24 protein-coding genes and 2 pseudogenes are annotated in these 26,946 nt (G+C 68.2%); 8 read left to right on the top strand and 18 right to left on the bottom strand.

Annotation, left to right across the window (positions count from 1 at the left end):
- Positions 1 to 138 precede the first annotated feature (138 nt).
- Positions 139 to 759: a CPBP family intramembrane metalloprotease gene (locus K8O92_11630; protein ID UAK35633.1), complete on the bottom strand. Its 621-nt coding sequence runs from the start codon at positions 757 to 759 to the stop codon at positions 139 to 141.
- 23 nt (positions 760 to 782) lie between these two features.
- Positions 783 to 2,516, bottom strand: a complete 1,734-nt coding sequence (locus K8O92_11625) for an alpha/beta hydrolase (protein ID UAK34436.1) — start codon at positions 2,514 to 2,516, stop codon at positions 783 to 785.
- A gap of 155 nt (positions 2,517 to 2,671) precedes the next feature.
- Here K8O92_11625 and K8O92_11620 point away from each other — a divergent pair, with 155 nt between their 5' ends.
- Positions 2,672 to 2,962: a hypothetical protein gene (locus K8O92_11620; protein ID UAK34435.1), complete on the top strand. Its 291-nt coding sequence runs from the start codon at positions 2,672 to 2,674 to the stop codon at positions 2,960 to 2,962.
- 62 nt (positions 2,963 to 3,024) lie between these two features.
- Here the strand turns inward: K8O92_11620 and purL are convergent, their stop codons facing one another.
- Positions 3,025 to 5,319 carry a phosphoribosylformylglycinamidine synthase subunit PurL gene (gene purL, locus K8O92_11615; GenBank protein ID UAK34434.1) on the bottom strand — a complete coding sequence of 765 codons (2,295 nt, stop codon included), beginning with the start codon at positions 5,317 to 5,319 and terminating at the stop codon, positions 3,025 to 3,027.
- Between the two features lie 254 nt (positions 5,320 to 5,573).
- Between purL and K8O92_11610 the strand changes: the two genes are divergently transcribed.
- Entirely contained in the window at positions 5,574 to 6,761 is a 1,188-nt protein-coding gene (locus tag K8O92_11610; protein UAK35632.1) for a glycosyltransferase 87 family protein, read from the top strand.
- Here the strand turns inward: K8O92_11610 and K8O92_11605 are convergent.
- Positions 6,710 to 8,008 (bottom strand): M18 family aminopeptidase, encoded by a 1,299-nt coding sequence (locus tag K8O92_11605; GenBank protein ID UAK34433.1) that lies wholly within the window; start codon positions 8,006 to 8,008, stop codon positions 6,710 to 6,712. The genes K8O92_11610 and K8O92_11605 overlap by 52 nt on opposite strands.
- A 234-nt stretch (positions 8,009 to 8,242) precedes the next feature.
- Positions 8,243 to 8,674: a MarR family transcriptional regulator gene (locus K8O92_11600; protein UAK34432.1), complete on the bottom strand. Its 432-nt coding sequence runs from the start codon at positions 8,672 to 8,674 to the stop codon at positions 8,243 to 8,245.
- A 49-nt stretch (positions 8,675 to 8,723) separates the two neighbouring features.
- On the opposite strand from K8O92_11600, the gene K8O92_11595 reads away from it, so the two are divergent.
- Positions 8,724 to 9,800 carry a substrate-binding domain-containing protein gene (locus K8O92_11595; protein UAK34431.1) on the top strand — a complete coding sequence of 359 codons (1,077 nt, stop codon included), beginning with the start codon at positions 8,724 to 8,726 and terminating at the stop codon, positions 9,798 to 9,800.
- Positions 9,801 to 9,852: 52 nt separating this feature from the next.
- Here the strand turns inward: K8O92_11595 and purQ are convergent, their stop codons facing one another.
- Positions 9,853 to 10,530: a phosphoribosylformylglycinamidine synthase subunit PurQ gene (gene purQ / locus K8O92_11590; protein ID UAK34430.1), complete on the bottom strand. Its 678-nt coding sequence runs from the start codon at positions 10,528 to 10,530 to the stop codon at positions 9,853 to 9,855.
- Positions 10,527 to 10,763, bottom strand: a complete 237-nt coding sequence (gene purS, locus K8O92_11585) for a phosphoribosylformylglycinamidine synthase subunit PurS (protein UAK34429.1) — start codon at positions 10,761 to 10,763, stop codon at positions 10,527 to 10,529. Before purS ends, purQ begins: the two co-directional genes overlap by 4 nt.
- Before the next feature lie 131 nt (positions 10,764 to 10,894).
- Between purS and K8O92_11580 the strand changes: the two genes are divergently transcribed.
- On the top strand, positions 10,895 to 11,539 hold the full coding sequence (locus K8O92_11580) for an MBL fold metallo-hydrolase (protein ID UAK34428.1): 645 nt from the start codon (positions 10,895 to 10,897) through the stop codon (positions 11,537 to 11,539).
- A 2-nt stretch (positions 11,540 to 11,541) separates the two neighbouring features.
- Here the strand turns inward: K8O92_11580 and K8O92_11575 are convergent, their stop codons facing one another.
- The gene (locus K8O92_11575; protein UAK34427.1) at positions 11,542 to 12,897 is read right to left on the bottom strand and encodes a dipeptidase; all 1,356 of its coding nucleotides are present in this window, start codon (positions 12,895 to 12,897) and stop codon (positions 11,542 to 11,544) included.
- Between the two features lie 220 nt (positions 12,898 to 13,117).
- On the opposite strand from K8O92_11575, the gene K8O92_11570 reads away from it, so the two are divergent.
- Positions 13,118 to 14,509, top strand: a complete 1,392-nt coding sequence (locus tag K8O92_11570) for a glutamate decarboxylase (GenBank protein UAK34426.1) — start codon at positions 13,118 to 13,120, stop codon at positions 14,507 to 14,509.
- A 120-nt stretch (positions 14,510 to 14,629) separates the two neighbouring features.
- On the opposite strand, the gene K8O92_11565 is transcribed toward K8O92_11570, so the two are convergent.
- From K8O92_11565 to K8O92_11555, 3 genes are all read right to left on the bottom strand, one after another.
- Positions 14,630 to 15,331 carry a DUF2334 domain-containing protein gene (locus K8O92_11565; GenBank protein ID UAK34425.1) on the bottom strand — a complete coding sequence of 234 codons (702 nt, stop codon included), beginning with the start codon at positions 15,329 to 15,331 and terminating at the stop codon, positions 14,630 to 14,632.
- Between the two features lie 152 nt (positions 15,332 to 15,483).
- Positions 15,484 to 17,655, bottom strand: coding sequence for a S9 family peptidase (locus tag K8O92_11560; GenBank protein UAK34424.1), 2,172 nt, complete (start codon positions 17,653 to 17,655; stop codon positions 15,484 to 15,486).
- A 10-nt stretch (positions 17,656 to 17,665) separates the two neighbouring features.
- The gene (locus K8O92_11555) at positions 17,666 to 18,037 is read right to left on the bottom strand and encodes a MerR family transcriptional regulator (protein ID UAK34423.1); all 372 of its coding nucleotides are present in this window, start codon (positions 18,035 to 18,037) and stop codon (positions 17,666 to 17,668) included.
- 46 nt (positions 18,038 to 18,083) lie between these two features.
- On the opposite strand from K8O92_11555, the gene K8O92_11550 reads away from it, so the two are divergent.
- On the top strand, positions 18,084 to 19,172 hold the full coding sequence (locus tag K8O92_11550; GenBank protein ID UAK34422.1) for an alkene reductase: 1,089 nt from the start codon (positions 18,084 to 18,086) through the stop codon (positions 19,170 to 19,172).
- A 66-nt stretch (positions 19,173 to 19,238) separates the two neighbouring features.
- Entirely contained in the window at positions 19,239 to 20,111 is an 873-nt protein-coding gene (locus K8O92_11545; protein ID UAK34421.1) for an alpha/beta hydrolase, read from the top strand.
- A gap of 73 nt (positions 20,112 to 20,184) precedes the next feature.
- Here K8O92_11545 and K8O92_11540 read toward each other — a convergent pair whose 3' ends face one another.
- From K8O92_11540 to K8O92_11520, 5 genes and pseudogenes are all read right to left on the bottom strand, one after another.
- Entirely contained in the window at positions 20,185 to 20,604 is a 420-nt protein-coding gene (locus K8O92_11540) for an HIT domain-containing protein (protein ID UAK34420.1), read from the bottom strand.
- Between the two features lie 96 nt (positions 20,605 to 20,700).
- A pseudogene (locus tag K8O92_11535) lies at positions 20,701 to 21,221 on the bottom strand (hypothetical protein).
- Positions 21,222 to 21,369: 148 nt separating this feature from the next.
- Positions 21,370 to 22,212, bottom strand: a complete 843-nt coding sequence (locus K8O92_11530; GenBank protein UAK34419.1) for a helix-turn-helix transcriptional regulator — start codon at positions 22,210 to 22,212, stop codon at positions 21,370 to 21,372.
- Positions 22,209 to 22,742: a hypothetical protein gene (locus K8O92_11525; protein UAK34418.1), complete on the bottom strand. Its 534-nt coding sequence runs from the start codon at positions 22,740 to 22,742 to the stop codon at positions 22,209 to 22,211. Before K8O92_11525 ends, K8O92_11530 begins: the two co-directional genes overlap by 4 nt.
- On the bottom strand, positions 22,723 to 23,052 hold the full coding sequence (locus K8O92_11520) for a hypothetical protein (GenBank protein UAK35631.1): 330 nt from the start codon (positions 23,050 to 23,052) through the stop codon (positions 22,723 to 22,725). Before K8O92_11520 ends, K8O92_11525 begins: the two co-directional genes overlap by 20 nt.
- A 782-nt stretch (positions 23,053 to 23,834) precedes the next feature.
- On the opposite strand from K8O92_11520, the gene K8O92_11515 reads away from it, so the two are divergent.
- Positions 23,835 to 24,275 (top strand): hypothetical protein, encoded by a 441-nt coding sequence (locus K8O92_11515; GenBank protein ID UAK34417.1) that lies wholly within the window; start codon positions 23,835 to 23,837, stop codon positions 24,273 to 24,275.
- A gap of 397 nt (positions 24,276 to 24,672) precedes the next feature.
- Here K8O92_11515 and purB read toward each other — a convergent pair whose 3' ends face one another.
- Entirely contained in the window at positions 24,673 to 26,094 is a 1,422-nt protein-coding gene (gene purB, locus K8O92_11510) for an adenylosuccinate lyase (protein ID UAK34416.1), read from the bottom strand.
- Between the two features lie 176 nt (positions 26,095 to 26,270).
- Positions 26,271 to 26,867 (bottom strand): annotated as a pseudogene (locus K8O92_11505) (TetR family transcriptional regulator).
- Positions 26,868 to 26,946 lie beyond the last annotated feature (79 nt).

The raw sequence follows: 26,946 nt of genomic DNA, 5'->3' as shown, positions 1-26,946 counted from the left end.
GTAGGTGACCGATCGGCGCGGCGCCTGGTTCGGCGGCTCCGTCGGGGCGTTGCTGTCCGCTACGCGACTGTCAGCCGCGTCCCGCAGAGACCCGCACGGCTCAACCATCCACAGTCGTCTCGAGGTGAGCCGAGCCGTTCAGCGCTTGCGCAACAATCCCTCGACGCGACGGGCCAGCCGCGGTGCGATCGCGCCGCCCGCATTCAGGGTGAGGTGCAGCAGCGCCGGCGCGATGGCGCCTGCGGTACGCCGGCGCAGCCACCCGAACACGACGCCGCCCGCGGCGGTCACGGCGACGGTCGCCGCAACGCTGTCGCCAACGGCTCGCGCGGGAGCGATGTGCCAGAGACCGAACGTGGCCGCGCCGAGCAGCGTCCCCGCCCGCGGACCCACCGCGGTGTCCAGCAAAGGATCCAGCGTCCCGCGGAAGACGAGTTCCTCGCTGTAGACGGTGCCGAGCGGGATGTGCACGGCCACCCACTCCCTCGTGGGCACTTCAGGCGCGCGGTCGGGCAGCGCGGCCAGCTGCCACCGCAGCGATGGAACGGCAAGAGCCACGACGTATCCGGTGCCGGTGATCGAGGCGGCGAACACCCCCCAGCGCAGGCCGCGAACCGAGCAGCGGCCCGCCTCGTCGCGCAGCGCGAGCGCGTACGCGGTGGCGAAACCGGCGTTGGCGGCGGTCCGGCCGCGGATGCCGAGACCGAGCCGGGGCAGAACCGCGTTGTTCCAGAGGAGCGGAAACGCCATGGCCGCCATCGTTCGCACGGCGCGCCGTGAGTTCACTTGGTCGTCCGCTCGAAATCCTCCGCCGTCTCCACTTCGGCCCGGATCCGTTCGGAACGCGCCGCGGTCCAGTCCGGCGGCGCGGCGATGGCCGCCCAGCCGTCGAGCACCAAAGTGCCGTAACGATGTCCGTGCCCGTCGGTGACGCCTTGGGCGTTGGTCAGGTCGGCGGCCACCTGCCAGAACGTGACGAACGGCCACCAGCGCATCTGGGAGGAGACGTCCGAGCCGCGCGGCTCGGACAACCAATCCGGTTGCGAGAAGATCAGATCCGTCGACCACCAGACGATCGGGTCGGACGCGTGCTGCAGATAGGCGATGCGCGGCGCACGCCACTCCGAGGACGGCCGCGCCAAATCGGCGCTGTCGGAGGCGAACCGGACCACCAGTCCGTCCGCGTACAACGGCTGCACCTCACGGGAGCCCGGATCGCGGCGTGCGACGAATTGCTGCCACAGCCGGTTGGAGTTGGGCGGGCCGACCCACAGCGCGCCGTCGACCTTGGCGCGCAGGTCGGCCAAGCCGTCGAACGCCGCTTCGGACCCCTGTGAGCCCAGGCTCTCCCCGTACACCAGCAGCTTGGGACGCGCTTGCGGCGGGCGCGCGGTCCAGTGCTCGTACACCGCGTCGAACAAGTCCCTGCCCGCCGCGGCGGCCTTGGTGCGGTCGGCCAGGAACGACAGCACGCTCGGCAGGTACGAGTACTGCGTGGCGACGATCGCGGTGTCGCCGTCGTACATGTACTCGATCGCCCCCGCGGCCAGCGAGTTCACCCACCCGGTGCCGGTGGTGGTGACCACCACGAGCGCCTTCCGGTCGAACGCCCCGGTCCGCTCCAGCTCGGACACCGCCAGATCGGCCGGTTCCACGCCGCCTTCGACCGACTCCAAGCCGACGTAGGCCCGGATCGGCTCTTTGGCGGGGCGGCCGGTGACCGAGGTGATGCGGCTGGCCGTGGGACCGTGCGAGACGAACCAGCGTCCCTCGAACCCGAGGGTCTCCCATTTCGCCAACGAGGTCGGGCTGCCGGAGCGCTCCGGTTGTCGCGGCTGGACGGCGTTCACGGAGGTGTGGTCGTTGCGCACGCTGAAGGCCGAGTTGGCCACCGCGAAGAACGCCTGCGTGGCGACGCCGTTGAAGATCGTCACGGCCAGCACCACCAGCACCAGGAACCCGGCGGCCGGTGCGAGTTCCCGGGGCACTCGCACCCACCGGTTGAGCAGGCGGGCCAGGAACAGGATGATCTCCCGCAACGTCCGGTACACCGCGACCACCGCGGCGCCGACCAAAAGGCTCAGCAGACCGGTGCGCAGGTAGGCGGGCGTGGTGGTGCCCTCCATGCCCATCAGCGCGGTGATCTCGCGCTGCCAGCGCGCCGACTGCACCAGCATCAAGGCGGCACTCAGCGCGGCGGTGAAGAGCACGGCGGACTTGACCGCGTACCGCACCCAGGTCGGCGGCGCCGAGATCTTCAGCCGCGGCCGCACCCAGAGCCGGAAAAGCCACTCCAGCAGGCAGCCGACGCCGTACCCGATCGCGGCGTTGATCCCGCTGATCAGCCCCTGGAACAACCAGTCGCGCGGCAGCAGAGAAGGCGTCACCGACAGGGCGAAGAACACCGTCGCGATCACCAAGCCGACGTAGTTGAGGTCGATGACGTCCTCGGCGCGCCGGGTCACCGCGACTGCGCGTCTACGCAGCTTCCGCATGGCTCCGGCGGTCTCCAGCATTCGACCAGTATGGCGGTCGCCACCGACGACCCGGCGCGTTGCCCGGCGCCACGCGGGCCCGCTCGACGCAGATCACACCGCTATGGCAACTACCCATTTCGCTCGAGTAGTTGTACACGGGTGCGTGGTCGGCGTGATCCGCAGACTTGACACCCATGAGCACATCGACCGCGCGGCCGAAGGCCAGCGCCGCCTATGTCGCGCAGGCGGCGATCGCCTTCGGCGTCAGTTTCGTCGGAGTGGGCATCGGGGTCTACGCGTTGCCATTGGACGCCTGGCAGCGCGGATTCCTCGGGATGTCCGTGCTCTTCCTGGTCACCAGCACGTTCACGCTCGCGAAAGTGGTGCGCGACCAGCACGAGGCGGCGACCATACACGGTCGCATCGATCAGGCGCGGATGGAGAAGCTGCTCTCCGAGCACGATCCATTCCATTCCGTCGCCTGAACACGCGCACCTGGGCGGGCCCGGTAACGAGGGGTTCAGGCCCGCCCAGGTGGGCGTTTTCGTCAGACGGCGCCCGCGCCGAACAGCCTCGGCAGCGTGCCCTCGTGCGCGGCCCGCAGCTCCTCGAGAGTGACCGAGAACTGGCCCTGCACCTCGACCGAATCCGAGCCCTGGTCGACCACGCCGATGCGCACCCACGGCAGTTCGCGGGCGGTGCACATGCGGGTGAACCTGGTCTCCTCCGAGCGGGGAACGGCGACCAGCACGCGGCCGGCCGACTCGGAGAACAGCATGACGAACGGGTCGGCGTCCTCGGGGAGCAGGACGCGGCACCCGGTCTCACCGGCGAGCGCGGCTTCGACGACGGCCTGAGCGAGGCCGCCCTCGGAGAGGTCGTGGGCGGCGCTGATCATGCCGTCGCGCGACCCGGCGGTCAGCACCTCCGCGAGCAACTGCTCGCGGGCGAAATCGACCTGCGGCGGGACGCCGCCGAGGTGGTCGTGCACCACCTGGGACCAGATCGAACCGCCGAACTCGTCGCGGGTATCGCCGAGCAGGATCAGCGTCTCACCCGGTTCCAGGCCGAGGCCGGTCGGGATGCGACGGTGCACGTCGTCGAGCACGCCCAGCACGCCGACCACCGGGGTCGGCAGGATCGCGGTCTGGCCGGTCTGGTTGTAGAAGCTGACGTTGCCGCCGGTGACGGGGATGCCGAGCGCCACGCAACCGTCCGCCAGGCCCCGCACCGCCTGCTGGAACTGCCACATCACACCGGGGTCCTCCGGCGAACCGAAGTTCAGGCAGTTGGTGACCGCCTTCGGGGTCGCACCGGTGGTCGCCACGTTGCGGTAGGCCTCGGCCAGCGCCAGCTGCGCACCGGTGTAGGGGTCCAGCTTGGTGTAGCGGCCGGACGCGTCGGTGGCCAGCGCGATGCCACGGCCGGTCGCTTCGTCGATCCGGATGACGCCCGCGTCGGCCTGATCGGCGAGCACCGTGTTGCCGCGCACGTAGCGGTCGTACTGCTCGGTGATCCACTTGCGACTGCACAGCTGCGGGCTGGAGATCATCCGCAGCAGCGTGTCGCGCAGTTCGTCGGCGGTCTTCGGCCGGGTGAGCCGGTCGGGGGTATCGGCGATCAGCGCGTCCTGCCCGTCGGGACGCGCGACCGGGCGCTCGTACACCGGGCCCTCGTGCGCGACGGTGCGCGGCGGCACATCGACCACGGTGTCGCCGTGCCAGGTGACCACCAGCCGGTCACCGTCGGTGACCTCGCCGATCACCGTGGCCAGTACGTCCCACTTGCGGCACACGGCCATGAACGCGTCCACGTTCTCGGGCGTGACGACCGCGCACATGCGCTCCTGTGACTCGCTGGAGAGCACCTCGGCGGGCGTCATGTTGGCCGCGCGCAGCGGCACCTTGTCCAGCTCGATGTGCATGCCGCCGTCCCCGGCGGCCGCGAGCTCGGAGGTGGCGCAGGACAATCCGGCGCCGCCGAGGTCCTGGATGCCCACCACCAGCTTCGCCGCGTACAGCTCGAGACAGCACTCGATGAGCACCTTCTCGGTGAACGGGTCGCCGACCTGCACCGAGGGCAGCTTCTTGCGGCCGGAGCCGGACTCGTCACCGGAGAAGGTGTCCGAGGCCAGCACCGAGACGCCGCCGATGCCGTCGAGGCCGGTGCGCGCGCCGAACAGCACGATCTTGTTGCCGGTGCCGGAGGCGAAGGCCAGGTGCAGGTCCTCGACCCGCATCACACCGGCGCACAACGCGTTCACCAGCGGGTTGCCCTGGTAGGAGGGGTCGAACACGGTCTCGCCGCCGACGTTCGGCAGGCCGAGCGAGTTGCCGTACCCGCCGACGCCGCGCACCACGCCGTCCACCACGCGACGGGTGTCGGCCGCGTCCGCCGCGCCGAAGCGCAACTGGTCCATCACCGCGATCGGACGCGCGCCCATCGCCATGATGTCGCGCACGATGCCGCCGACGCCGGTGGCCGCACCCTGGTAGGGCTCGACGTAGGAGGGGTGGTTGTGGCTTTCCACCTTGAAGGTGACCGCCCAGCCGTCGCCGACGTCGACGACGCCCGCGTTCTCACCGATGCCCGCGAGCATGGACTCGCGCATCTCGTCGGTGGTGGTCTGGCCGAAGTAGCGCAGGTGCACCTTCGAGGACTTGTAGGAGCAGTGTTCGCTCCACATCACGGAGTACATCGCCAGTTCGGCGTCGGTCGGCCTGCGACCGAGGATTTCCTTGATGCGCGCGTACTCGTCGTCTTTGAGGCCGAGTTCTTTGTAGGGTTGCGGCACGTCGGGGTTTGCTGCGGCTGCGCTGACGGTGTCGACCTGCGGAGTCACGGAGTACCAGGGTCCTTTCGGCCGGGCATTGTGAAGCGACGAGCGTTGTCACTGGGTGGCGGCGAGATGCCTGGGTTCAAGTCTAGAGGCAGTGGGTAGGGGCCCCACGCACCGGCTACTCTGAGCCGGTGAACGAAGGATCGGGGGTCGCGAATCCGGGTGGGCGATCGATCGCCACGGACGCCGCGCTCGCCTCGGGCGGAGACTCGGGAACCGCGCCCGGCGCCGCGTCGCCGAACCTGCCGGAACCGAAAGTGCGCTGGCTGATTGCTGCTATCGCGTTGTTCGCGGTGTCGGTGCTCGTGTCGCTGCTGGTGCACTGGTGGCACGGCTACATCGACCTCCAGGTGTATCGCAACGGCGCCCGGGTCTGGCTGGACGGCGGCGATCTCTACGGCCCGATGCCGCCGGTCGAGGGCATCGGACTTCCGTTCACCTATCCGCCTCTGGCCGCGTTGTTCTTCGCGCCGCTGGCCCTGATGCCGCTGGTGGTCGCCGAGGTGCTGGTGGTCGTCACCTCCGTGGCGAGCCTGGGCATCTCGCTGTGGCTGGTGCTTGCGCGCCCGCGTCCGGAGCTTTCCCGCCCGGCCGTGCTCACCCTGGTCGTCGGCGCGGTCGCGGTGGCGCAGTTCTTCGAACCGATCCGCCAGACCTTCGGTTTCGGACAGATCAACCTGGTGCTGATGGCCGCGATCACACTGGACTGCCTGGTGCGCAAGCCGTTCTGGCCGCGCGGCATGCTGATCGGCATCGCGGTGTCGGTGAAATTGATCCCGGCCGGTTACCTGCTGTACTTCCTGCTGCGCAAGGACTGGAAGGCCGCGGGCACGCTGGTCATCTCCGCCATCGCTGCGGTGGGCCTCGGATTCCTGCTGTTCCCCGGCGATTCCGTGGACTACTGGTTCCACACCCTCGCCGACACCGGCAGGATCGGCCCCCCTTACTTCGCGGGCAACCAGTCCATCAAGGGCATGGCCTTCCGCTTGGGCGTCGACGACACGGTGGCCACCGTGCTGTGGATCGCGCTGTCGGCGCTGGCCGTCGCGCTCGCCGCGGTGTGGATGCGCAGGCTGATCGACGCGGGCGCGACCGTGGCGGCGTTGCTGGTGAACGCCGCGGTGGTGCTCTTGGTCTCGCCGGTGTCCTGGTCGCATCACTGGGTGTGGATCGCGCCCGCGCTGGTGGTCACCGCCGATCTCGTGGTGCGCGGCGCGCGCAGCCCGCGGGTGATCGGCGCGGTCGCGGCGGCCACCGTGCTGTTCCTGATCGGTCCGCACTGGCTGCTGCCGCACTCGCGCGACCGCGAGCTGGAATGGGCCTGGTGGCAGCAGATCATCGGAAGCAGCTACGTTCTGGCCACTTTCGCCGTCCTCGTCGTCGCGGTGGTCACCTACCGCCCGGCGGTCTCGGGTGTGAGGAAGGCGGCCAGCGCCGCGGCATAAGCCGGAACGTCGAACGCGCCCATCAGCTCGCGCGCCGAATGCATCGCCAACTGCGGCGCGCCGACGTCGACGGTGGGCATGCCGGTGCGCGCGGCGGTCATCGGGCCGATCGTGGAGCCGCAGGGCAGGTCGGCGCGATGCACGTAGCGCTGCAACGCGACTCCGGCCTGAGCACAGGCCAGCGCGAACGCCCCGGCGCCGGTGGCGTCGGTGGCGTAGCGCAGATTCTGGTTGACCTTCAGCACCGGCCCGCCGTTGACCTCGATCCGGTGCGCGGGCTCGTGCCGCTCCGGATAATTCGGGTGCGTCGCGTGCGCCATGTCACCGGACGCGCACACCGAACCGGCCAGCGCGGCAAGGTAATCGACGCGCCCACCACCGCGCGCGAGCACGATGCGTTCCAGCACCGCGGGCAGCAGATCCGACTGCGCGCCACGGTCGGATTGGCTGCCGACCTCCTCGTGGTCGAACATGGCCAGCACCGGGATCGCCGCGCCCGGATCGTCGATCGCGGCCAGGAACGCGTGCAAACCCGCGAAACAGGTGCCCTGGTTGTCCAGGCGCGGCGCGCTGACCAGGTCGTGGTCGCGACCGATCAGCCTGCTCGGGGCCAGGTCGTGGGTCATCAATTCCCAGCCGAGCACCTCGCCGGGATCGACCCCGGCCCGATCGGCCACGAAATCGATGAACGCCGCCGCTTCGTACCCGACGCCCCACACCGCGTTGACGTGCCGCTGCGGATCCAGCGTGACGCCCCTGCGGTCCTCGGACAGGTGGATGGCCAGCTGCGGCACCCGCAGGATCGGCTCATCGATGCGAACCAGCCGCTCACGCACCGTGTTCGCCTCGCGTACGCTCAGCCGTCCCGAGACACCGAGTTCCCGGTCCAGCCAAGAGTTCAGCCACGCACCGCCGTACGGCTCCAACCCGACGAGCTGCCAGCCCGCCGAGGTGAGATCGGGATGCTGCTTGACGCGCAGGTTGGGACTGTCGGTGTGCGCCCCTACCACGCGGAACGGGGTCGCGCCCGCGGCGTCTCCGGCAGCCCAGGCGACCAGTGAGCCGCCGCGAACCACGTAGTGCCTACCCGGACCGTCCGAGGGCCAGGTCTCCGATTCGGCGAGCCGGGTGAACCCGCGCGCGTCCAATTCCGCGGCGACCGTGCGGCAGACGTGGAACGGCGACGGAGACGCATCGATGAACGCGCACAGCCCGGCGGCCGTGGCAGCGGTGGAGGAGACGGGCATGCCTGCGATCCTAGGCAAGTGGGCCGCGACCGTAGTGTCCCGGTCGGCGCGCGCGTGCGCCTGATATCGGTCGAGACGGTACGAGCCTTGCCGTTATCGCGGAGAATTCGCTCGCGCGGAGCCCCGCCACGCGGGCTATTCACAGTGGAACATAACGGCAAGAATGGTTTGCCGGACGATCACAAATCGGACGTTCGGGGCATTCATCGGATGAATGTCCGGTACTGTGGAGTATTACTCCGAGGCGATGGAAACCAGGTCGAGCAATCGCATGAGTTCGGTATATCGGCGCGCGCCGATTCGTCCGCGCAACTCCTGCTCGGCGCGCGCCTCCTCCGCACGCACCTCCGCGACCAGATCGGCTCCGAGCCTGCTGAGGCCGATCAGGATGCGGCGCCGATCGTCCTGTGCGGCGAGCCGGAAGATCAGGCCGCGCTCGGCCAGATAGTCGGCGTGCCGGGTGGCCGAGGACGGCGCGAGCTGCGATTTGGCTGCCAGCTCGGTCATCGTGATACCCGTGTCCCCACACAGATTCGACAGCATCGACCACTGATCCGGGGAGAGTTGCCTGGCGCACAACGCCGTGTCCAAGTGCCGCACCCAACCGCGCTCCGCGGCACGCAGCGCGCCATGCAGCGTCGAATTTCCGCTTACAATGGACGTCATTATTCCCTGCCTGCCATGAATTTCGCTCGAACGAGAAGAAGAGTACCGAATGTCGACGCCGTTCGAGAGCCCCGAGGGCACAATCGAGGTCCTCAACATAGTTCCGCGGCAGGGACCGGGCGGTATCGTCGCGCCGTCCTGCGATGCGGCGGTAACGCTCGCGGTCGACGAAATCAACCGGAGTGCGGGAATTCTGGGGCGGGAAATTCGTACCACGAATATCGACGGGGGCCGCCCGCCACACGAGGTCGCCGCCGAGGTCTCCGCGCTGCTGTCCACCGGCATGGTGCACGCCATCACCGGGTGGCACACCTCCGCGGTCCGGCGGGCTGTGGCGCGAGCGGGCGCGGGCCGGGTGCCATACCTGTACGCCACCAGCCATGAGGGCCTGACCGACGAACTGCCAGGCGTGCTGATGCTCGGCGAGCACCCGGCCGGGCAGACCGTGGCCGCCGTGCACTGGCTCGAACGCGAGTACGGCGTGCGGCGCTGGGCCGTCATCGGCAACGACTACATCTGGCCGCGCCGTTCCGCCGCCGCGATCCGCGCGAGCCTGTCCGATCCGGCGGCGATCGTGCTGGAACAGTTCGTGCCGCTGGGGTCGCCGAGTTTCTCCGGCTTCCTCGATCATCCGGCACTCGACCTGGCCGACGCGGTGGTGATCCTGATGGTCGGCGCCGACGTCGCCCGCTTCAACCGGCAGTACGCGGCCACCGGCCGCGCCGCGAGTCAGCTGCGGGTCAGCCCGGCCGCCGACGAGAACGTGCTGCTGGCGGCGGGCCCCGAGGCCAACCGCAACTTCTTCGTGGCGTCCAGCTTCTTCCTCGACGACCGCACGCCCGACGGACGCGACCGGATGACCCGCTACACCGCGCGCCACGGCGCGTTCGCCCCCGCGCTGACCAGCTTCAGCAACGCCACCTACGAAGCCATCCACACGCTGGGCGCGCTCGCACGGGCGGTCGGATCATTGGAAGTGCCCGAGATACTCGATGCCCTCGATCACGGCCTGTTCCTCGAAACCCCCGCCGGGGTGCGGGGTTTCCGCGGCAACCAGGCGATTCAACGCGGATATATCGCCCGCGCGAAAGGCGTCGACTTCGACATCATCGACCGCATCAGCTGAAGTCGACAAACGCCGAGACCGAGCGTCGTCCGTTCGTGGCCCGGCGGCCGGATCACACAGCGACCAGGGTGTCCAGCACGGAGAGGAACAGGCCCAGACCGTCGTCGCTGGGTCCGGTCAGCGGCTCGGTGGCGTGCTCCGGATGCGGCATCAAGCCGACGACGCGACCGTTGGCCGAAGCGATGCCCGCGATGCCGCGCTGCGAGCCGTTCGGGTTGTCGCTCGAGTAGCGGAAGACGACCCTGCCCTCGCCTTCGAGTTGGTCCAGCACGGCCTCCGACGCCTGGTAGCGCCCCTCACCGGACTTGAGCGGGATGAGGATCTGAGCGCCCGGCTCGAAGCGGGAGGTCCACACGGTGGACACCGAATCCACGGTGAGCCACTCGTCGCGGCAGATGAAGTGCAGGCCCTCGTTGCGGGTCAGCGCGCCGGGCAGCAACCCGGCCTCGCACAGCACCTGGAAACCGTTGCAGATACCCAGCACCGGCAGTCCGGCGCCCGCCGCGCGCACGACTTCGCCCATCACCGGGGCGAACCGGGCGATGGCGCCGGCACGCAGGTAGTCGCCGTAGGAGAAGCCGCCGGGCACGATCACCGCGTCGACGCCCTTCAGGTCGGCGTCGGCGTGCCACAGGCTGACCGCCTCGGCGCCGGCCAGGCGCACCGCCCGGGCCGCGTCGACGTCGTCGAGCGTGCCGGGAAACGTGATGACCCCGATGCGCGCGGTCATGAAACGCGGACCACCTTCCACTCCTCGATCACCGTGTTGCACAGCAGCGATTCGGCGATCTGCTCGAGCGCCGCGTCATCGACGCTGTCGTCGACGTCGAGTTCGAATCGCTTGCCCTGCCGAACGTCCGAGACGCCCTCGAATCCCAGGCGCGGGAGTGCGCCGACGATGGCCTGCCCCTGCGGATCCAGGATTTCGGCCTTCGGCATCACCTCGACCACGACTCGTGCCACGCGTTGCTCCTCATGTGGTTGGGGGGTTACCTCAGCAGCGTAGTTGTGCAGGTCGGGCACGGCATCCGCGGGGTCGGCCAAGACATCGGCGATGTCACGGAGAACACACCGGGCGTGGATAGCATGACGGCATGCGCATAGCCCACTTCGGTCATTCCTGCCTCCTCGTCGAGCTGCACGGCAAGAAGATCCTGTTCGACCCGGGCACCTTCTCGCACGGCTTCGAGGGCCTCACCGGCCTGGACGCGATCGCGGTCACCCATCAGCATCCCGACCACATCGACCCGGACCGGATCGAGGCGCTGATCGAGGCGAACCCCGGCGCACGGTTGCTGTCGGATCCGCAGACCGCCCAGCAGCGCGGCGAGCCGTGGGAACCGGTGCGCGCGGGCAACATCCTGACGCTCGACGGTCTCCAGATCACCGGCGGCGGCGGCAGGCACGCCGTCATCCACCCGGAGATTCCCGTGATCGACAACACGGTCTTCCTGCTGGGCACCCCGGCCGACCCGGCGCAGCTGGTACACCCCGGTGATTCGCTGTGGGTGCCGCCGGTCCCGGTCGGCGTGCTGGCCGCTCCGGCGGTCGCACCGTGGATGCGGATCAGCGAGGCCGTCGATTACCTGCGCGCCGTCGCGCCGCGGGTAGCGCTGCCCATCCACTTCGGCATCATCCGGCCCGAGGCACAGGGCATCTACTTCGGCCGGCTGAACGAGATGGCGCCCGAGGGGACCGAATTCCGGGTGCTCGCACCGGAGGACGCCACCGAGCTGTAGGCCTAGCCGGTATAGGTCGCGAGGAACAGCGCTTCGGCCAGCGCCATGTGCTCGATCTCCTCGGGATCGACGCTCTCATTGGGCGCGTGGATCAGAGATTTCGGTTCTTCGACTCCGAGCAGCATGATCTCCGCGTCCGGGTAGGTGGCGGCGAAGACGTTGCACAGCGGGATCGAGCCGCCTTGCCCCTGGGTGGTCGGCGCGCGTCCATAGGATGCGGCCAGCGCCGCCTCCATCGCCGCGCGCGCCGGTCCCCCGGCGGGAGACCGGAACGGCGCGGCGATGCCTTCCAGTTCCACGGTCAGCTGGGCGCGCCACGGCGTATGCGCCTGCAGATGCGCCACGAGAGCCCGGTGCGCCTGATCCGGATCGGTGCCCGGCGGAATCCGCAGATTCAGGCGGGCCCGCGCGATCGGCGGAATCGCGGCCGCGGATCCCACCACCGGCGGCGCGTCGATGCCCAGCACCGTCAGCGCCGGTCGCGCCCAGAGCAGATCGGCGACGTCGCCGTCACCGATGAGTTCGACATCGCGCAGGACGCCCGCGTCGGCGTGGAACTGCTCGCGCGGGTACCGCACGCCCGGCCAAACCTGATCGTTGGCCAAGCCGTCGATCGTGGTGTTGCCTCGCTCGTCGCGCAGCGAGGCCAGCAGCTGGATCAGCGCGGCCAGCGCGTCGGGGGCCGGGCCGCCGAACATGCCGGAATGCAAAGGGCTCGCGAGCGTTTCGACGGTGACCACGACGTTCACGCCACCGCGCAGCGTCTCGGTCAGCGTCGGCAGGCCCGCGGCGAAATTACCGCAGTCGCCGATCACGATCGCGTCCGCGCGCAGCAGGTCCGGGTGGGCTTCGACGAACCGCTCCAGTCCCCCGGTGCTCTGCTCCTCGGAGCCCTCCGCGACCACGGTGACACCCAGCGGCAGGTCCGGGCCGAGCGCACGCAAAGCCGTCAGGTGCATGACGATGTTGCCCTTGCAATCCGCGCTGCCGCGCCCGTACCAGCGGCCGTCGCGCTCCGTCAGCTCCCACGGCGAGGTACGCCACGCGGCCTCGTCCATCGGCGGCTGGACGTCGTAGTGACAGTAGAGCAACACCGTCGGCGCGCCCTCGGGAGCGGCCCGTGAGGCGACGACTGCCTTGGTGCCGTCCGGCGTTTCGTGCAGGCCGACCGTGGTGAGCCCCGCGGCGGCGAACGCGTCGGCCACCCACTGCGCCGCACGATCGCACTCCTCGGGAGGAAACTGCCGCGGATCGGCTACCGACTTAAACGAGACAAGTTGCGCCAGATCGGTTTTCGCCTGCTCCATCAAGCCTGCCACCGCACCGCGCAGCGCCGCGACACGCACATCCTCCGTCATTCCCCAACCTTATCTCCCGCCCTGGAACAGGAGGTCGTGCAACGAGTCGGGTGTCCGGGCGCGGCCTGTGATCCGGGGCGATTCCCAGACGAGTACGAAGTGCGTCCAGAAGTCGGTCGCCGTGTGTCAAGGTGGGCGGGGAGGATGCCGGCAATCGAGTGGCATCCTCCAGGAGAGACGAGGCATACCCGCACACCTGTCGAATCGGGAGGCCGTACTCATGTCCGAAGGAGCCGATGATCTGTTCGCCCTACCGGGGTTGAGCCGATCCGCGCCGCGATCCGGATTCCCGGCGCACGAGATGTTTCCGCAGGTCGCTTACGAAATCGTGCACGACGAGCTGATGCTCGACGGCGTCTCCAGGATGAACCTGGCCACCTTCTGCACCACCTGGGTGGACGACCAGGCCCGCAGGCTGATGTCCGAATGCCTGGACAAGAACATCGTCGACAAGGACGAGTACCCGCAGACGGCCGAGCTGGAGCGCCGCGCCATGCGGATGGTCGCGGACCTGTGGCACGCGCCGGACCCGGCCACCACGCACGGCACCTCGACCATCGGGTCCAGCGAGGCGGCCATGCTCGGCGGGCTCGCGGCCAAATTCCGCTGGCGCAAGCGTGGCGGCACCGCCACACCCAATTTCGTCTGCGGGCCTGTCCAGGTTTGCTGGGAGAAATTCGCGCGCTACTTCGACGTGGAGATCCGCCGGATTCCGCTGCGCGGGGACCGGCTCACCATGCACCCCGACGATGTCGCAGAACATTGCGACGCGAACACCATGATGGTCGTGCCCACCTTCGGCCAGACCTACACCGGTCTGTTCGAAGACGTCGCCGGGGTCAGCGCGGCGCTGGACACGCTGGAGCGCGAGCGCGGCTGGGACATTCCGATCCACGTGGACGCGGCCAGCGGCGGCTTTCTCGCCCCGTTCGCCGCCCCGGACCTCATCTGGGACTTCCGGTTGCCCAGGGTGAAGTCGATCAACGCCTCCGGGCACAAGACCGGGCTGGCTCCGCTCGGCGCGGGCTGGGCGATCTGGCGGGAGGCAGGCGACCTGCCGGAGGAGTTGATCTTCGACGTGGACTACCTCGGCGGCAGCATGGCCACCTTCAACTTGAACTTCTCCCGCCCGGGCGGACAGGCGATCACCCAGTACTACGAATTCATCCGCTTGGGCCGTGCCGGTTACGCCAGGGTGCAGGCCGCGATCTACCGGGTGGCGCAGCACTTGGCCGCGGGGCTGCGCGGGCTCGGGGTCTTCGAACTGATCCACGACGGCGACCCGCAGCGCGGCATCACCGCGGTGTGCTGGCGGCTGACCGGCGATCCCGGCTTCAACCTCTACGACCTGTCCGACCGGCTGCGTTCCAGAGGCTGGCTGATCGCGGCCTATCCGCTGCCCTCGGAGCGGGACGGCGAGACGGTGATGCGCGCGGTCCTGCGCCACGGCTTCACCATCGACATGGCCGACCTGCTGATCGCCGATCTCGACCGGTGCATCGGACAACTACGGCGGCGACCGTTCTCGACTTCGCTCACGCACGAGGAGGCAGGCGGATTCACGCATAACGCCACGCCCGCCGTGCCGGAGACGGAAATCGCGCCGTCCTGATCAGGACAGCGCCGCCGCCCGGCTACGCCATTCGCGGGCGGCGGCGCCGATCGGTCGCGCGAGCGCGGTCCCGACCGGCCGCGGGCGACGGCGCCGGCGCATCGCCGCCCGCGACGTCAGTCATGCGGCGCGCAGGGCCGGGAAGGATTCCCACCGGTAGGTGGCGCCGACCGCGCCGTGGAACAGCGCGAGGTCGACGGCGTCGAGCATGGCCTGGCGCGGGCCGGATCGCGCCAACTGGACGGCGGACACGGCAAGCCGCAGCACACCGCCGCGGCGGGCGGTGCGCGAGGCGCCCATGATCAGGGCGCGGCACCACCACGGCTCCGCACGGAAGCCTTCGCCGATGCCGTACACCCTGGACTTCTGCGCCATATTGCGCTCCAGGTCGATGATCGCGGTCGAGCCGAGCGCCAACCGGAAACCGACTTCCGGCAGCGCGTCCAGCGCGCCCGCCGAAGCATCCCAGCGCGGGGCCGCGAACAGGCGGGTGCGCAGGTCGACCTGTTCGAGCACCCGATCCGCGGCGGTCAACCGCAACCGCGCTTCGTGCCGGGGCAGCGCGGCGAACTCGGCGCGCCGCCGCTTGGTGGCCGCCTGGTCGTAGCCGTGCAGCACGATGGCGTCGCCGCGCGCCCGCCGCCCGCGCAGCCAGGCCTGCGTCGCCGGGTCGTCGAGCAACCGGTACTTGCCCTTCAACCGCGGGGCGACCAGCAGCGAGAGAGGTACGCCGCGCCGATCCATCTCCTCGGCGAATCCCATCGCTGTGTCCCGGGTGGTGTCCCTGATCCCGGAAATCGATACGATCAGCTCAGCGTTCATGAACTTACGGTGCCAGCCGCACATGTCCTCGACGTGCAGGCGGCATGACGGGGCGGCGAACACTCCGTCACGGGTGTATCGAGCGCTCACCCCGCTGACGGCGCGCCGCTACCGTCCGGCCGCCGGTTCGCGCGGGCGGCCGGACGGTGGGACTACGCGTCGGCGAGACCGACCGTGTCGAGTACCCAGGCGTGCTCGAAGGCCACTTCCCGCCACTTCTCATAGCGCCCGCTCACCCCGCCGTGGCCCGCGCTCATCTCCGTCTTCAGCAGCAGCGGCGCGTCTCCGGTCGCGGTGGCGCGCAGCTTGGCGATCCACTTCGCGGGCTCGACGTACAACACGCGGGTGTCGTTCAGGCTGGTGATGGCCAGGATCGCCGGGTAGTCCTCGGCCTCGACGTTCTCATAGGGCGAGTAGGACTTCATGTACTCGTAGACGTCCTTGTCCGTCAGCGGGTTGCCCCACTCGTCCCACTCGATCACGGTCAGCGGGAGCGACGGGTCGAGGATGGAGGTGAGCGGGTCGACGAACGGGACGTTGGCGAGGATGCCCGCGAACAGCTCGGGGGCCATGTTGGCGACCGCGCCGACCAGCAGGCCGCCCGCGCTGCCGCCGTCGGCGATCATCCGGTCGGCGGCGGTGACCCCGGTCTCGATGAGGTGCCGCGCGGCGGCGACGAAGTCGGTGAAGGTGTTCTTCTTGGTGAGCGTCTTGCCGTGCTCGTACCAGAGCCTGCCCATCTCGCCGCCGCCGCGCACGTGCGCGACCGCGAAGACCATGCCGCGATCCAGCAACGACAGCCGGGCGACCGAGAACGCCGGATCGATGCTCGCCTCGTAGGAGCCGTAGCCGTAGAGCAGCAGCGGTTGCGGCCCGTCGACGGCCGTCGTCTTCTTCCGCACCAGCGAGATGGGGATCCGCGTGCCGTCCTCGGCGACCGCCCAGTCCCGGTGCTGTTCGTAGTCGTTCGCGTCGTAGCCGCCGAGCACGGGCTGTTCCTTGCGCAACAGCAGCTCGCCGGTGGCCGGAACATAGTCGAATACCTGCATCGGCGTGATGAACGAGGTCAGCCCGATGCGCAGGGTCGGCTGGTCCCACTCCGGGTTGGATCCGACGCCTACCGCGAAGAGTTCCAGGTCGATGTCGAGTTCGCGCCGCTCGCCGTAGCCGGAGTCGGTCAGCGGCCACACCGCGATCCGAGTGAGCGCCTCGCGCCGGTAGCTGAGCACGAGGTGGTCGCGGAACGCGTCGATGTCCTCGAGTCGCACGTCGTCGCGGTGCCCGATCAGCTGCGTCAGGTTCGACGGGTCGTCGACCGGCGCCTCGGCGAGCACGAAGTTCTCCGCCTTGACGCCATCCACCACGTCGTTGTGCAGGATCAGGAACCGGTCCGCCCCGCCGATCACCGCGTGCTCGGCCGAGTACTCGACACCCTCGCGGCGCGGCAGCAGTACCCGGAACTCGCCCTCGGGGTCATCGGATTCCAGCACCCAGCCCTCGCTGGTGATCTTGGAGCCGACCCAGATCATGAGGTATTTCTCCGACCGGCTGGCGCCGATGCTCACCCAATAGCGCTCGTCGGGCTCGTGGAACACCTTGACGTCGGGATCGGTGCTGCCGAGCCGGTGCCGCCACACCGTGTCCGGCCGCCACGACTCGTCGACGGTCTGATAGAAGACGTGGCTACCGTCCAGCGACCAGGTCGCGCCCGGCGCGGTGCCCTCGATCTCGTCGCCGAGCAGTTCACCGGTGCGCAGGTCCTTGAAACGCAGCACGTACCGTTCGTCGCCCACGTTGTCGACCGAGTAGGCGAGCAGATCGCCGTCGTGGCTGATCGAGAACGCGCCGAGCGCGAAGAAATCGTGCCCTTCGGCCAGCTCGTTGCTGTCCAGCAGCACCTCTTCGCCCGGGACCTCGGTCTCGGCCTCCAACCGCGGCGGCGTCCACGCGTCGATGCCCTCGGCGCCCGCGGCGATCGGGCACCGGCAGTGCACGCCGTACTGCTTGCCCTCGAAGCTGCGCGAGTAGTACCAGTAGTCGCCCAGTCGGGTCGGCACCGAGAGGTCGGTCTCCTGCGTGCGCGCTTTGATCTCGTCGAAGATTCGCTCGCGCAACGTGCTCAGATGCTCGGTCTGTGCCTCGGTGTAGGCGTTCTCCGCCTCCAGATAGGCGATGACGTCGGGGTTCTCCTTCTCCCGCAGCCATTCGTACTCGTCGACGAAGACGTCGCCGTGATGGACCCGCTCGGTGGGCACCGTCTTGGCGACCGGCGGCGCCACCGCGCCGCTACCGGGTTCGGAGATCGTTCCGCTGTCGAGAGCCATGGCGTCCACCCTACTGTTCGGAGGCGCCCGCGCCCGCCGCTCGAATGATGCCGTCGAGCACGTCGCTGGTCCGGCGCAGATCGCGCATCGCCTGATCGATCCTGGCGCGTTCCTCGGTCAGCCTTTCCACCAGGAACGGCGTCGCTCGGGCATTAGGGGTGCCGTCGACGTCGTGGATGCACGGCAGCAGTTCGCCGATCGTGTCGCTGTGCAGGCCGGCGGCGAACATCTCCTGGATGCGACGGACCCGGTCGACCGCCGCCTCCGGATACTCCCGCTGACCCCCGGAGGTCCGCTCCGAGGCCAGCAAGCCTTTGGTTTCGTAGTACCGCAGCGACCGGACGCTCACACCGGTCCGCTCGGCCAGTTCGCCGATCCGCACATTCGCTCCTTGACCTAACATCAATGTCAGGTTTTACGGTACAGCCATGCTGCTGTTGACCGAATGCCGCAACCACCCGCTCGACCTGCCCAACCGGATCGTCATGTCTCCGATGACGCGGTTGCGCTCGCTGCCCGACGGATCGCCGACCGGCGATGTCGTCGACTACTACGCCCAGCGCGCGACGGCCGGGCTCATCGTCACCGAGGGCATCTGGCCGCACTCCACCGGACAGAGCGAAGCCTGGGTGCCCGGATTGCAGACGCCCATGCACGTTTCGGCGTGGCGGCGCGTCACCGAGGCGGTGCACGCGCGCGGCGGCCGGATCTTCGCGCAGCTCATGCACGGCGGACGCAAGGGCCACCCGCTGGCGCGGATCGATGGGTCCTGGCCCGCCGGACCGTCGGCGGTGCTGGACGACGATCGGGTGCACCTGATCGACGGCGGCAAGGCCGATCCCATCACGCCCGCCGCGCTCGATCGCGCCGGTATCGAGGCCGCCGTACGGCACTATGCCGCCGCGGCGCGCAACGCCATGGCCGCGGGCTTCGACGGGGTCGAGATCCACGGGGCCAATAGCTATTTCCTGCACCAGTTCCTCGCCGACAACACCAATTTGCGTGACGACGAGTACGGCGGATCGATCGCCAACCGCATGCGGTTGCCCCTCGCGGTGGTGGACGCGGTGACCGAGGCGATCGGCGCCGAGCGCACAGCGGTCCGGCTCTCGCCGGGCAACCCGCAGTTCAACATGTACGAAGCCGACCCGGCCCCGCTCTATCGGGCGCTCGTCGCCGAACTCGATGGGCGCGGTCTGGCCTACCTGCACCTCACCGACAACGACCGCTACCCGGCGCTGCGCGACTTGCGGCCGCTCTGGCACGGCACGCTCATGGCGAACATCGGCGAGAACCGCGAGCCCACCACGGCGGCGGGCGCCGAACAGGTGCTGCGCGCGGGTCTGGCCGACCTGGTCTCCTTCGGCAGGGCGTTCATCGCCAATCCCGATCTGGTGCACCGCATTCGCTACGACCTCCCGCTTGCGCCCATTCGCGAAGAACTCCTGTACGGCCGCACCGCCGAGGGCTACAGCGACTATCCCAACTGGTCGGCGGCCGAATTGGTGCGCGACTGACTCGTCGCTCCGGGAAGCGGCGAAAATCAGCTGCGGCCGCGGCCGGTGCGCGCCAGGATGATCGGCGTGTCAGTGTCGATTCGCGATCCCGACCGGATCGGGACCACACGCCTCACGGACGGACGGGCGCTGGGCTGGGCCGAATGGGGTCCGCCGGACGGCACTCCGGTGCTGCTGTGCCCGGGAGCGGCGACGAGTCGTCGGCTCGGCTTCGGCGCCGACTCCGTCGAGGGGCTCGGGGTGCGCCTGGTCTCCGTCGACCGCCCCGGGTTGGGCGCTTCGACGCCTGCCCCGGACCGAACATTCGCCTCGTTCGCCGACGATATCCGCGAGCTGTCCGCGCGCCGCGGGCTGAGCAGACCAGCGGTCGTAGGTAACTCGCAAGGTGCGCCGTTCGCGCTCGCGTGCGCGGTGGCCGGCGTGGCCGGGGCGGTGTCCCTGGTCTCCGCCGCGGACGAGCTCGCCGCCCCCGAATTCGCAGACGCGCTGCCCGAGGGAGTGCGAGCTCTCGTACACGATGCCGCGCACGCCCCGGAGGCCGCCGCACGTCATCTCGCGGCGTTCGACGCGGACGCGATGTGGGATACGGTGATCGCCGCGAGTGCGCCGTCCGATGTCGCGGTCTATCGAAGCGCCGCGTTCGCGGCGTCCTATCGCTGTGCGCTGGCCGAAGCGTTCGCGCCAGGGCCCGGGGGATACGTGCACGACACCCTGCTCGCGATGCGCCGCTGGCCGTTCGACCTCGAGAAGATCGCGGTGCCGGTGGACATCTGGTACGGCGAACTGGATACCAGCCACTCCCCGGATCGCGGCGCATTCTTGTCCACCCGGATACCCGGTGCACGCCGCCACGTGGTCGCGGATGTAGGCGGCGCACTGCTCTGGGTACACGCCGAGCCGATTCTGCGTACCCTGCTCGGCCAGCACGCCGATCGGTGACTTCCTGCCGGAGGATGAGCCGACCCCGAGGGATGGCCGGGGCAGGACGGTACCGCAGGCCCCATCGATCAGCTCAGTCCAGTGCACCCCGAATCGAGGCGGCGAGATAGTCCAGATCGGGCCGCCGAGGACTGGTCGGCCGCCCGCGCAAACCGAACCCGTCGCCCGGGGTGCGCGGTATGACGTGCAGGTGCACGTGAAAGACCTCCTGCCCGGCCGTCACCCCGTCCGCCAGGAAGAAATTGACTCCGTCGCACGCCACCTCGCTGGCCCGCAACGCCGCCGCCAACCGCTGTCCCACCTGGAACAGCTTCCCCCCGACGACCGGATCGAGCTCGGCGAGACTGCGCGCGGCCACCTTCGGAACCACCAGCAGATGCCCCGGCGTCATCGGCCGAATGTCCATGAACGCCAGCACATCGTCATCCTCGTAGACCTTGCTCGACGGCGCTCGCCCGGCGACGATATCGGCGAAAATCGTGTAGGGATTCACGACCCGCAGTTTATTGGGGCGGATACTTGAAAACAGGTTCTAGCTGGTCGGGTCGAGACCAGCGGAGCGCTTCCCGCTGTTCATGAACCGAGTTGGTCACGGCGTGACGTGCGCGAACTCGACATAGGGCGTAGCCAGCTTCCACAGCCGTTCTCGGATTCTGCGGCAGTAGGCGACTATGTGCGGATCGTCGGTCGTGCCGCCCCGACCCCGAAGCCGTTGGTGTCGACGACGTTGAAGGCGACCAGCGAATCGTCGTACAGCCACCAGTCATCTGCCGGGAGCTCTCCGGCGAGATGCCTCGGCACGTAACGGATGTCCTCCCCTGCATCGGCGTTCTCGGGCGTGATCGACAACAACCAACGGTGGTAATCCGGGAGGGGCACCGTGACGACTCGCACCCGCGAGACTGCGATGCCCCGGTTCGTGGCGTCCCGCATCAGGTTCAGCCAGGGCTGAAACCATGCGTAGTCATCGTCTCGGTGACCTTCGAGGAACCGCGCCAATTGCGGGTTCTCGTCCTCTACGTCGTAGGCGTCCCTGGTTTCGAGGTGGAACGCGGAGCGCTCAGCCTCCCGGAACAGGTCCCAGAACGCTTGACCTTGCAGCAGTCGCACCGAAATACTTCCTTTCTCGCTTCGGCACCTCGATGATCTTGGGTCCCGTCCATGACGGTGACCATGTGTGACACCCTGTAGCCAAGGGTCCCCATTTCGCCTACCGCAACTCGCGCTATTCCCAGCGATAATCTCGACGCAGCCCGCATCAGACAGCTCCCGTACGCCGTGCATGGGCTGCGGTGATCAGATCGCGCGCCTGTTTGCCGGTCACGGACTGATTGGACAAGACGTCGAATGCGCGCCCATACAGTGCGACTTCCCTCGGCTGCGTGATGGTCAATTCTGCCGTGTGCCCTTCGACTTTGACCATCCGATTGTCGAACATGGTGAAATTCTCCAAGACCACCTTGGCCTCAGCTGTCAGCGGCACGATCCCGAACGTGACTCGCGGCATGCCGATAATCGAGTGCAGTCGATCGAGTTGGCCGCGCATCACATCGTCGTCGCCAACGGTTGTGTAGAGGGATCGCTCACTGATGACGAAGTGGAACCGGTGATCTCTGCGATACAGGACTTGCTGCCGTTCGATGCGTTTGGACACGCCGGCGTCGAGGTCGTTGGGCAAGTGATAGAACTCGATGACACTGCGCAGCTTGGCCTCGGCGTACTCGGCGGTTTGCAGCAGGCCTGGAATGATCTGCGGATCGTACGTGCGAATCAGCTTTGCTTCCGCTTCGAGCTTGGCATACAACTGCTGTCCGCGCTTGACGCCCGCGCTGAGCAACCGCCGGTATTCGAGATATGCGGCATCGATGTTGTGCAGCGTGGCAAGCAGGTCGGGCAGCTGGTCGTGCGCCCGGCAGTGGTTGCAGTAAGCGCGGATATCGTCAGTCGAAGGCGTGTTTTTCCCGTGCTCAATGCGAGAAACCTTCGACTCGTGCCAACCTTCGCGGGAGGCAAGCTCTCGGCCGGTGACACCGGCATCACGCCGGATTTCCCGAAGCCTCTGGCCGAGAGCTTCCCTCGCGTCTTGAACAGAATCGGTCACCGCTGGGTGCTGACCGAAGCGGCGAACTCGGTGTACGGGATGGCCCGATCCCAGAGCCTTTGCCTGACGACCCGGCAATACGCCGCCACGCCGGGATCGTTGGTCACTGCCGCGCCGGCCGGCTTGCCTGCGGCGTCGACGAGGTTGAACGCCACCAGTTCGTCATCGAACAACCACCAGTCATCGAGAGGAGTCTCTCCCGCGAGATGCCTGGGAACGTAACGAATGTCCTCCCCGGCATTCACGCTACTTCCAGCCACGGACAACAACCACCGTTGATAGCCGGAAAGGGGCTCGGTTACCACGCGGATGCGGCTCATCGTGACCCCGCGATCGCTCAGTGCTTCTATGAGTTCGATCCAGTCGTTCTTGTCGTAGCCGTCCGGCGGCTCCGGTTCGCCTGCGAGGAACCGCCGTAGCGGTGCAGACTCCTCGGGCTCGGCGTAGGAATCCCGGACCTCCAGGTGGAACGCTGAACGCCGGGCGCTCTCGAATAGCTCCAGCCAACGATCATCCGAGCGAAATTCCACCGTAGTAATTCCTTTCAGCCTTCGGCACTTCGATGGCTGCTTCGTTGTCCTCCAGCACCAACTGGCTCAACGTTTCATGATCAGTGATGGGGCGGCCAGTCAACCTGAACGTCCCCCTTCCCGTGTCCGTCATCGTCGCGCCGATGAAGGTGTCCGGCTCAGCGAAGCCGGTCAACAGGTGCGGAATCTCCACTGTCTCAGGCTCGCCGGTCTGCCATCCCTGAACGAGATAACTTCCCTGAGCAGTGGCATACAACGATGGGCAACCCGTCTTATCAGAGCCACCTTTGCCGAGGAATCGTAAGTTCATCATCAAGTCCCTCCCTGAATGTTTGTGCATGCTTGCGCCAGCACACCTCATGATCCGCCACCCTTGCGGCATATGCACCCTGTTAGGCGAAACCGCGCAAGTTTGCGCAAGTTCGTAGACCTGGCGGATGTCGCTTCGTACCTTCGAATCCAGCCACTCACCATCGGGCCGGTTCCAGCACCCGTGATCAGTCCGAGAAGTTTCCGGCAGCGGGGGCCACACCGCAGCGACTCGAACACGTGCAGAGGGGGTAACGCGATGTCCACCAAAGCTCGCGTTGATCTTCGTGTCGCTTTGGATTCTCGACCGAAAACCGAGACCCGAAGTCCTCGAAATCGTCGCCCGAGACGCCGCGATGTCTGGCCTGGAGTGGCGGCCCCAGAACCGTCCCGGCGCCGGGGTGCTGACTCCTCCGGCTCCGGTGACTTCCAACCCAACACTCAGATGAGGATGGATGCCGCAATGGTTTTCAATTGGTGGCAGGACGATGCCGAACCATCGGACCGGGGGACCAACGTCCAAGACATCATCGACCGTGTCCAAGCCGAGTGGCGGGCCAGCCGACGGAGGCCTACAGGCTGGCCGCACGCAGCGCCCGATCGGCCTCTCAGCGTCGAAGAAGCCCACGCGACCATGCAGCAGCATCGAGGCTGCCGCGCCACCGAGTGCCCCCGCAAAGAAACGGCACGTCAAACGCTGATCGATGGCGGACGAATGAAGCCGGACACATCAAGGGAGTCCTGAGCGGAGAGACGATCCAGGAAACTGAACAGGGGAGTTCGATGCGGTACACCATTTCTCGACTCACAACCGTCCTCATAATGGGCGCTGTCGTCTTCCCTGGCTTTGTGCCAGCGGCAGCAGCACCGACCCCGATCAAGGCCAAGGCGTGTGACTTCACCACTGTCTTCAGTAGGCCGACACTGCTGCATCCAGTCATCTACGCCGATGTGAAGGCCACGTGTGACGTGCCTCCAGAGTCACACACGCTCGAGCTGAGCTTGGAGCACCTCAGCGGGGGCCGGTGGGCCCGCTGGGCTCTCCAGGTCGATTCCGGAATTCCCTCCCGTGCGGGCCGCGAGACTCGCGTCAGCGCCGAGTGCGAGGCCGGTGAGTGGAGGCACAAGGTGCACGTTTATGGCAAGCTGCGAGGACTTCCGTTCGACTACACCGAGGTCGGCGACACCCGGACCGTCACGTCCAAGGAATGCCCGAGAGGATGAGCAGAATGCCGACGTTCAACGGCAGGTACGCGGAGTACCAAGATCCTGGTCTGTGGCACCGGGTGAAGTTTTGGGGGCCGACGCGGCTGCGTAACTCGCTGTGGCGCTTGAGCCTCCGGCTCCGCCGCCGGATGCAGTAGAAGCCAGAAACGCAAAAGCCGTCGCCTCCCGCGGTCCCTTGGATTCACACGGTCGCCGCAACACTCTCCGTTGGAGAGGTTGCGGCGACCGTGTCGATATCTGCGGACGTCACTGAGTTACGCGCGATGGCAGTTGAACGCACGGTTTCGCCACGCACAAATGCTGTAGATGGATAGGGACTGCGCCGCGCGCCCTCAGACAACGCCAGCCCTTGATCGGAATGACGAGCCGCTTCGCCGCAGAAGCCTCAGTTCCGCTACAAGATCGGTGACGGCGAATACCGCGCTGCGTCCGGGTATCGATCGACCAGTTTCTGCACCTGGCCGATGACGTCGGCGACCTGGGCTTCGGCCGCGCCGACGAACGCGGACTTGTCGGCCAGCGCCGCGTCGAGGGCGGGGCGATCCAGTGGCAGGCGCGGGTCGGCCGCGAGGCGGTCCAGGAGGTCGGGTTCGCGGCCCTGCTCGCGCATGGCCAAAGCGACCGCGACGGCGTGCTCCTTGATGACCTCGTGGGCGGTCTCGCGGCCGACGCCGGCCCGGACGGCGGCCATGAGGATGCGGGTGGTGGCGAGGAAGGGCAGGTAGCGGTCCAGTTCGCGGGCGATCACGGCCGGGTAGGCGCCGAATTCGGCCAAGACGGTGAGGAACGTTTCCATCATCCCGTCGATGGCGAAGAACGCGTCCGGCAGTGCGACGCGGCGCACCACCGAGCAGAACACGTCGCCCTCGTTCCACTGCGCGCCCGCCAGCTCGGCCGCCATCGAGGCGTAACCGCGCAGCACCACTTGCAAGCCGTTGACCCGCTCGCAGGAGCGGGTGTTCATCTTGTGCGGCATCGCCGAGCTACCCACCTGCCCGGGCTGGAAGCCCTCGGTGACCAGCTCGTGCCCGGCCATCAACCGGATCGTGTGCGCGAACGAGGACGGACCCGCGCCCACCTGCACCAGTGCGGTGAGCACGTCGTGATCCAGCGAGCGCGGGTAGACCTGGCCGACGCTGGTGAGCACCGTCGCGAAACCCAGATGCCTGGCCACCTGCTGCTCGAGCCCGGCCAGTTTGGCCGGGTCGCCGCCGAGCAGGTCGAGCATGTCCTGCGCGGTGCCCATCGGACCCTTGATCCCGCGCAGCGGGTAGCGGTCGATCAGCTCGCGCAGCCTGGTCAGCGCGATCAGCAATTCGTCGGCGGCGGAGGCGAACCGCTTGCCGAGCGTGGTGGCCTGCGCCGCGACGTTGTGCGAGCGGCCCGCCATCACCAGCGCCTGGTACTCGGCGGCGCGCTCGGCCAGACGGGCGGCGATCGCGACGCCGTGCGCGTGCACGTGCTCGAGCGAGAGCCGGATCTGCAGCTGCTCCACGTTCTCGGTGAGGTCGCGGCTGGTCATGCCCTTGTGCACGTGCTCGTGCCCGGCGAGTGCGTTGAATTCCTCGATGCGCGCCTTCACGTCGTGCCGGGTGACCCGCTCGCGTTCGGCGATGGCGGCGAGGTCGACCTCGTCGAGCACCCGCTCGTAGTCCGCGACGACCCCTTCGGGCACGTCGACACCCAGCTCCGCCTGCGCCCGCAAGACCTCGAGCCACAGCCGCCGCTCGAGCACGACCTTGTATTCCGGCGACCACAGGTGCACCAGCTCGGGGCTGGCGTAGCGGGTGGCGAGGACGTTGGGGACCAGGCTCACGACCGCGCCTCGCTGACGCTCGGCTCCGTGCCTTCAGGCGCTGTATTGCTGGTTCGCTCGCTCACGTCCAGTCAGTCTAGTGCGCGATAACGATCCACTTGCTGGGGCGTGGCTCGCACGGGGCCATCGGTGGTCACATAGGCCGCCGCTGTCTCCGGCGCGGACGCCCGCGCCGGAGGCGCGACGATGTCGATCACTTCCAGCAGCGCGCCGCGCGCCATTCGCCGCGGCTCCGGATCCATCTCGGTGAGCGCGGCGACCACCGCTCCGTCCACCACCGCCACCAGCCTGCGCAGCTGTTCGGGCCGCACCATCCGGTCGGATCGGCGCAGCACGTCGGCCAGCAGTTCGTCCAGCTGGGCGCGCAGCCGGAGCTGGACTTCCCGCAGCTCCGGGTGCCGCGCCGAGGCGACCGAACGCTCGTAGCGGGCGATCAGCCTGCCGCGCGCCCCTTCGTCGGCGCCGTCGGCTCCCACCAGCAGATCGAGCACCAGGTCGACAGTGGCTTCCGCGCCGCGGCGGCGGTGGCTGACCTCGCCGACCCGCCTGCGCATCGCGTCCAGCTCGGCGTTGCCGCTGAACTCGACCGCCCGCGCGATCAGGTCGTCCAGGGATTCGAAGTAGTAGGTGGTCGACGCCAGGGGCAGATCAGCGCGCGTCGCAACCGAGCGATGCCGCACCGCCTCGAATCCGCCTTCGAGCAGCAGCTCGGCAGCGGCGGCTATCAAAGCCTGGCGACGCCGTTCGCCTTTCGGGGTCGTCGCGGTGATCACCGTGCCATCGTGCCAGTCGTCATCAGTTCTTCCAGGGGAAATCAGCGAGGAAAAGCAACCATCGATGTTTTACCGCATA

Source organism: Nocardia asteroides (genome assembly GCA_019930625.1).
GTDB classification, from domain to species: domain Bacteria; phylum Actinomycetota; class Actinomycetes; order Mycobacteriales; family Mycobacteriaceae; genus Nocardia; species Nocardia sputi.
Note: the sequence above shows the minus strand (reverse complement) of the source record. Positions and strands in the feature narration are given on the sequence as shown.

Coding starts and splice junctions, on each gene's coding strand:
- K8O92_11630 (UAK35633.1), bottom strand. CDS start 759: ATGGCGGCCATGGCGTTTCCGCTCCTCTGGAACAACGCGGTTCTGCCC.
- K8O92_11625 (UAK34436.1), bottom strand. CDS start 2,516: ATGCTGGAGACCGCCGGAGCCATGCGGAAGCTGCGTAGACGCGCAGTC.
- K8O92_11620 (UAK34435.1), top strand. CDS start 2,672: ATGAGCACATCGACCGCGCGGCCGAAGGCCAGCGCCGCCTATGTCGCG.
- K8O92_11605 (UAK34433.1), bottom strand. CDS start 8,008: ATGCCCGTCTCCTCCACCGCTGCCACGGCCGCCGGGCTGTGCGCGTTC.
- K8O92_11600 (UAK34432.1), bottom strand. CDS start 8,674: ATGACGTCCATTGTAAGCGGAAATTCGACGCTGCATGGCGCGCTGCGT.
- K8O92_11595 (UAK34431.1), top strand. CDS start 8,724: ATGTCGACGCCGTTCGAGAGCCCCGAGGGCACAATCGAGGTCCTCAAC.
- purQ (UAK34430.1), bottom strand. CDS start 10,530: ATGACCGCGCGCATCGGGGTCATCACGTTTCCCGGCACGCTCGACGAC.
- K8O92_11580 (UAK34428.1), top strand. CDS start 10,895: ATGCGCATAGCCCACTTCGGTCATTCCTGCCTCCTCGTCGAGCTGCAC.
- K8O92_11575 (UAK34427.1), bottom strand. CDS start 12,897: ATGACGGAGGATGTGCGTGTCGCGGCGCTGCGCGGTGCGGTGGCAGGC.
- K8O92_11570 (UAK34426.1), top strand. CDS start 13,118: ATGTCCGAAGGAGCCGATGATCTGTTCGCCCTACCGGGGTTGAGCCGA.
- K8O92_11565 (UAK34425.1), bottom strand. CDS start 15,331: ATGAACGCTGAGCTGATCGTATCGATTTCCGGGATCAGGGACACCACC.
- K8O92_11560 (UAK34424.1), bottom strand. CDS start 17,655: ATGGCTCTCGACAGCGGAACGATCTCCGAACCCGGTAGCGGCGCGGTG.
- K8O92_11550 (UAK34422.1), top strand. CDS start 18,084: ATGCTGCTGTTGACCGAATGCCGCAACCACCCGCTCGACCTGCCCAAC.
- K8O92_11520 (UAK35631.1), bottom strand. CDS start 23,052: ATGAACTTACGATTCCTCGGCAAAGGTGGCTCTGATAAGACGGGTTGC.
- K8O92_11515 (UAK34417.1), top strand. CDS start 23,835: ATGCGGTACACCATTTCTCGACTCACAACCGTCCTCATAATGGGCGCT.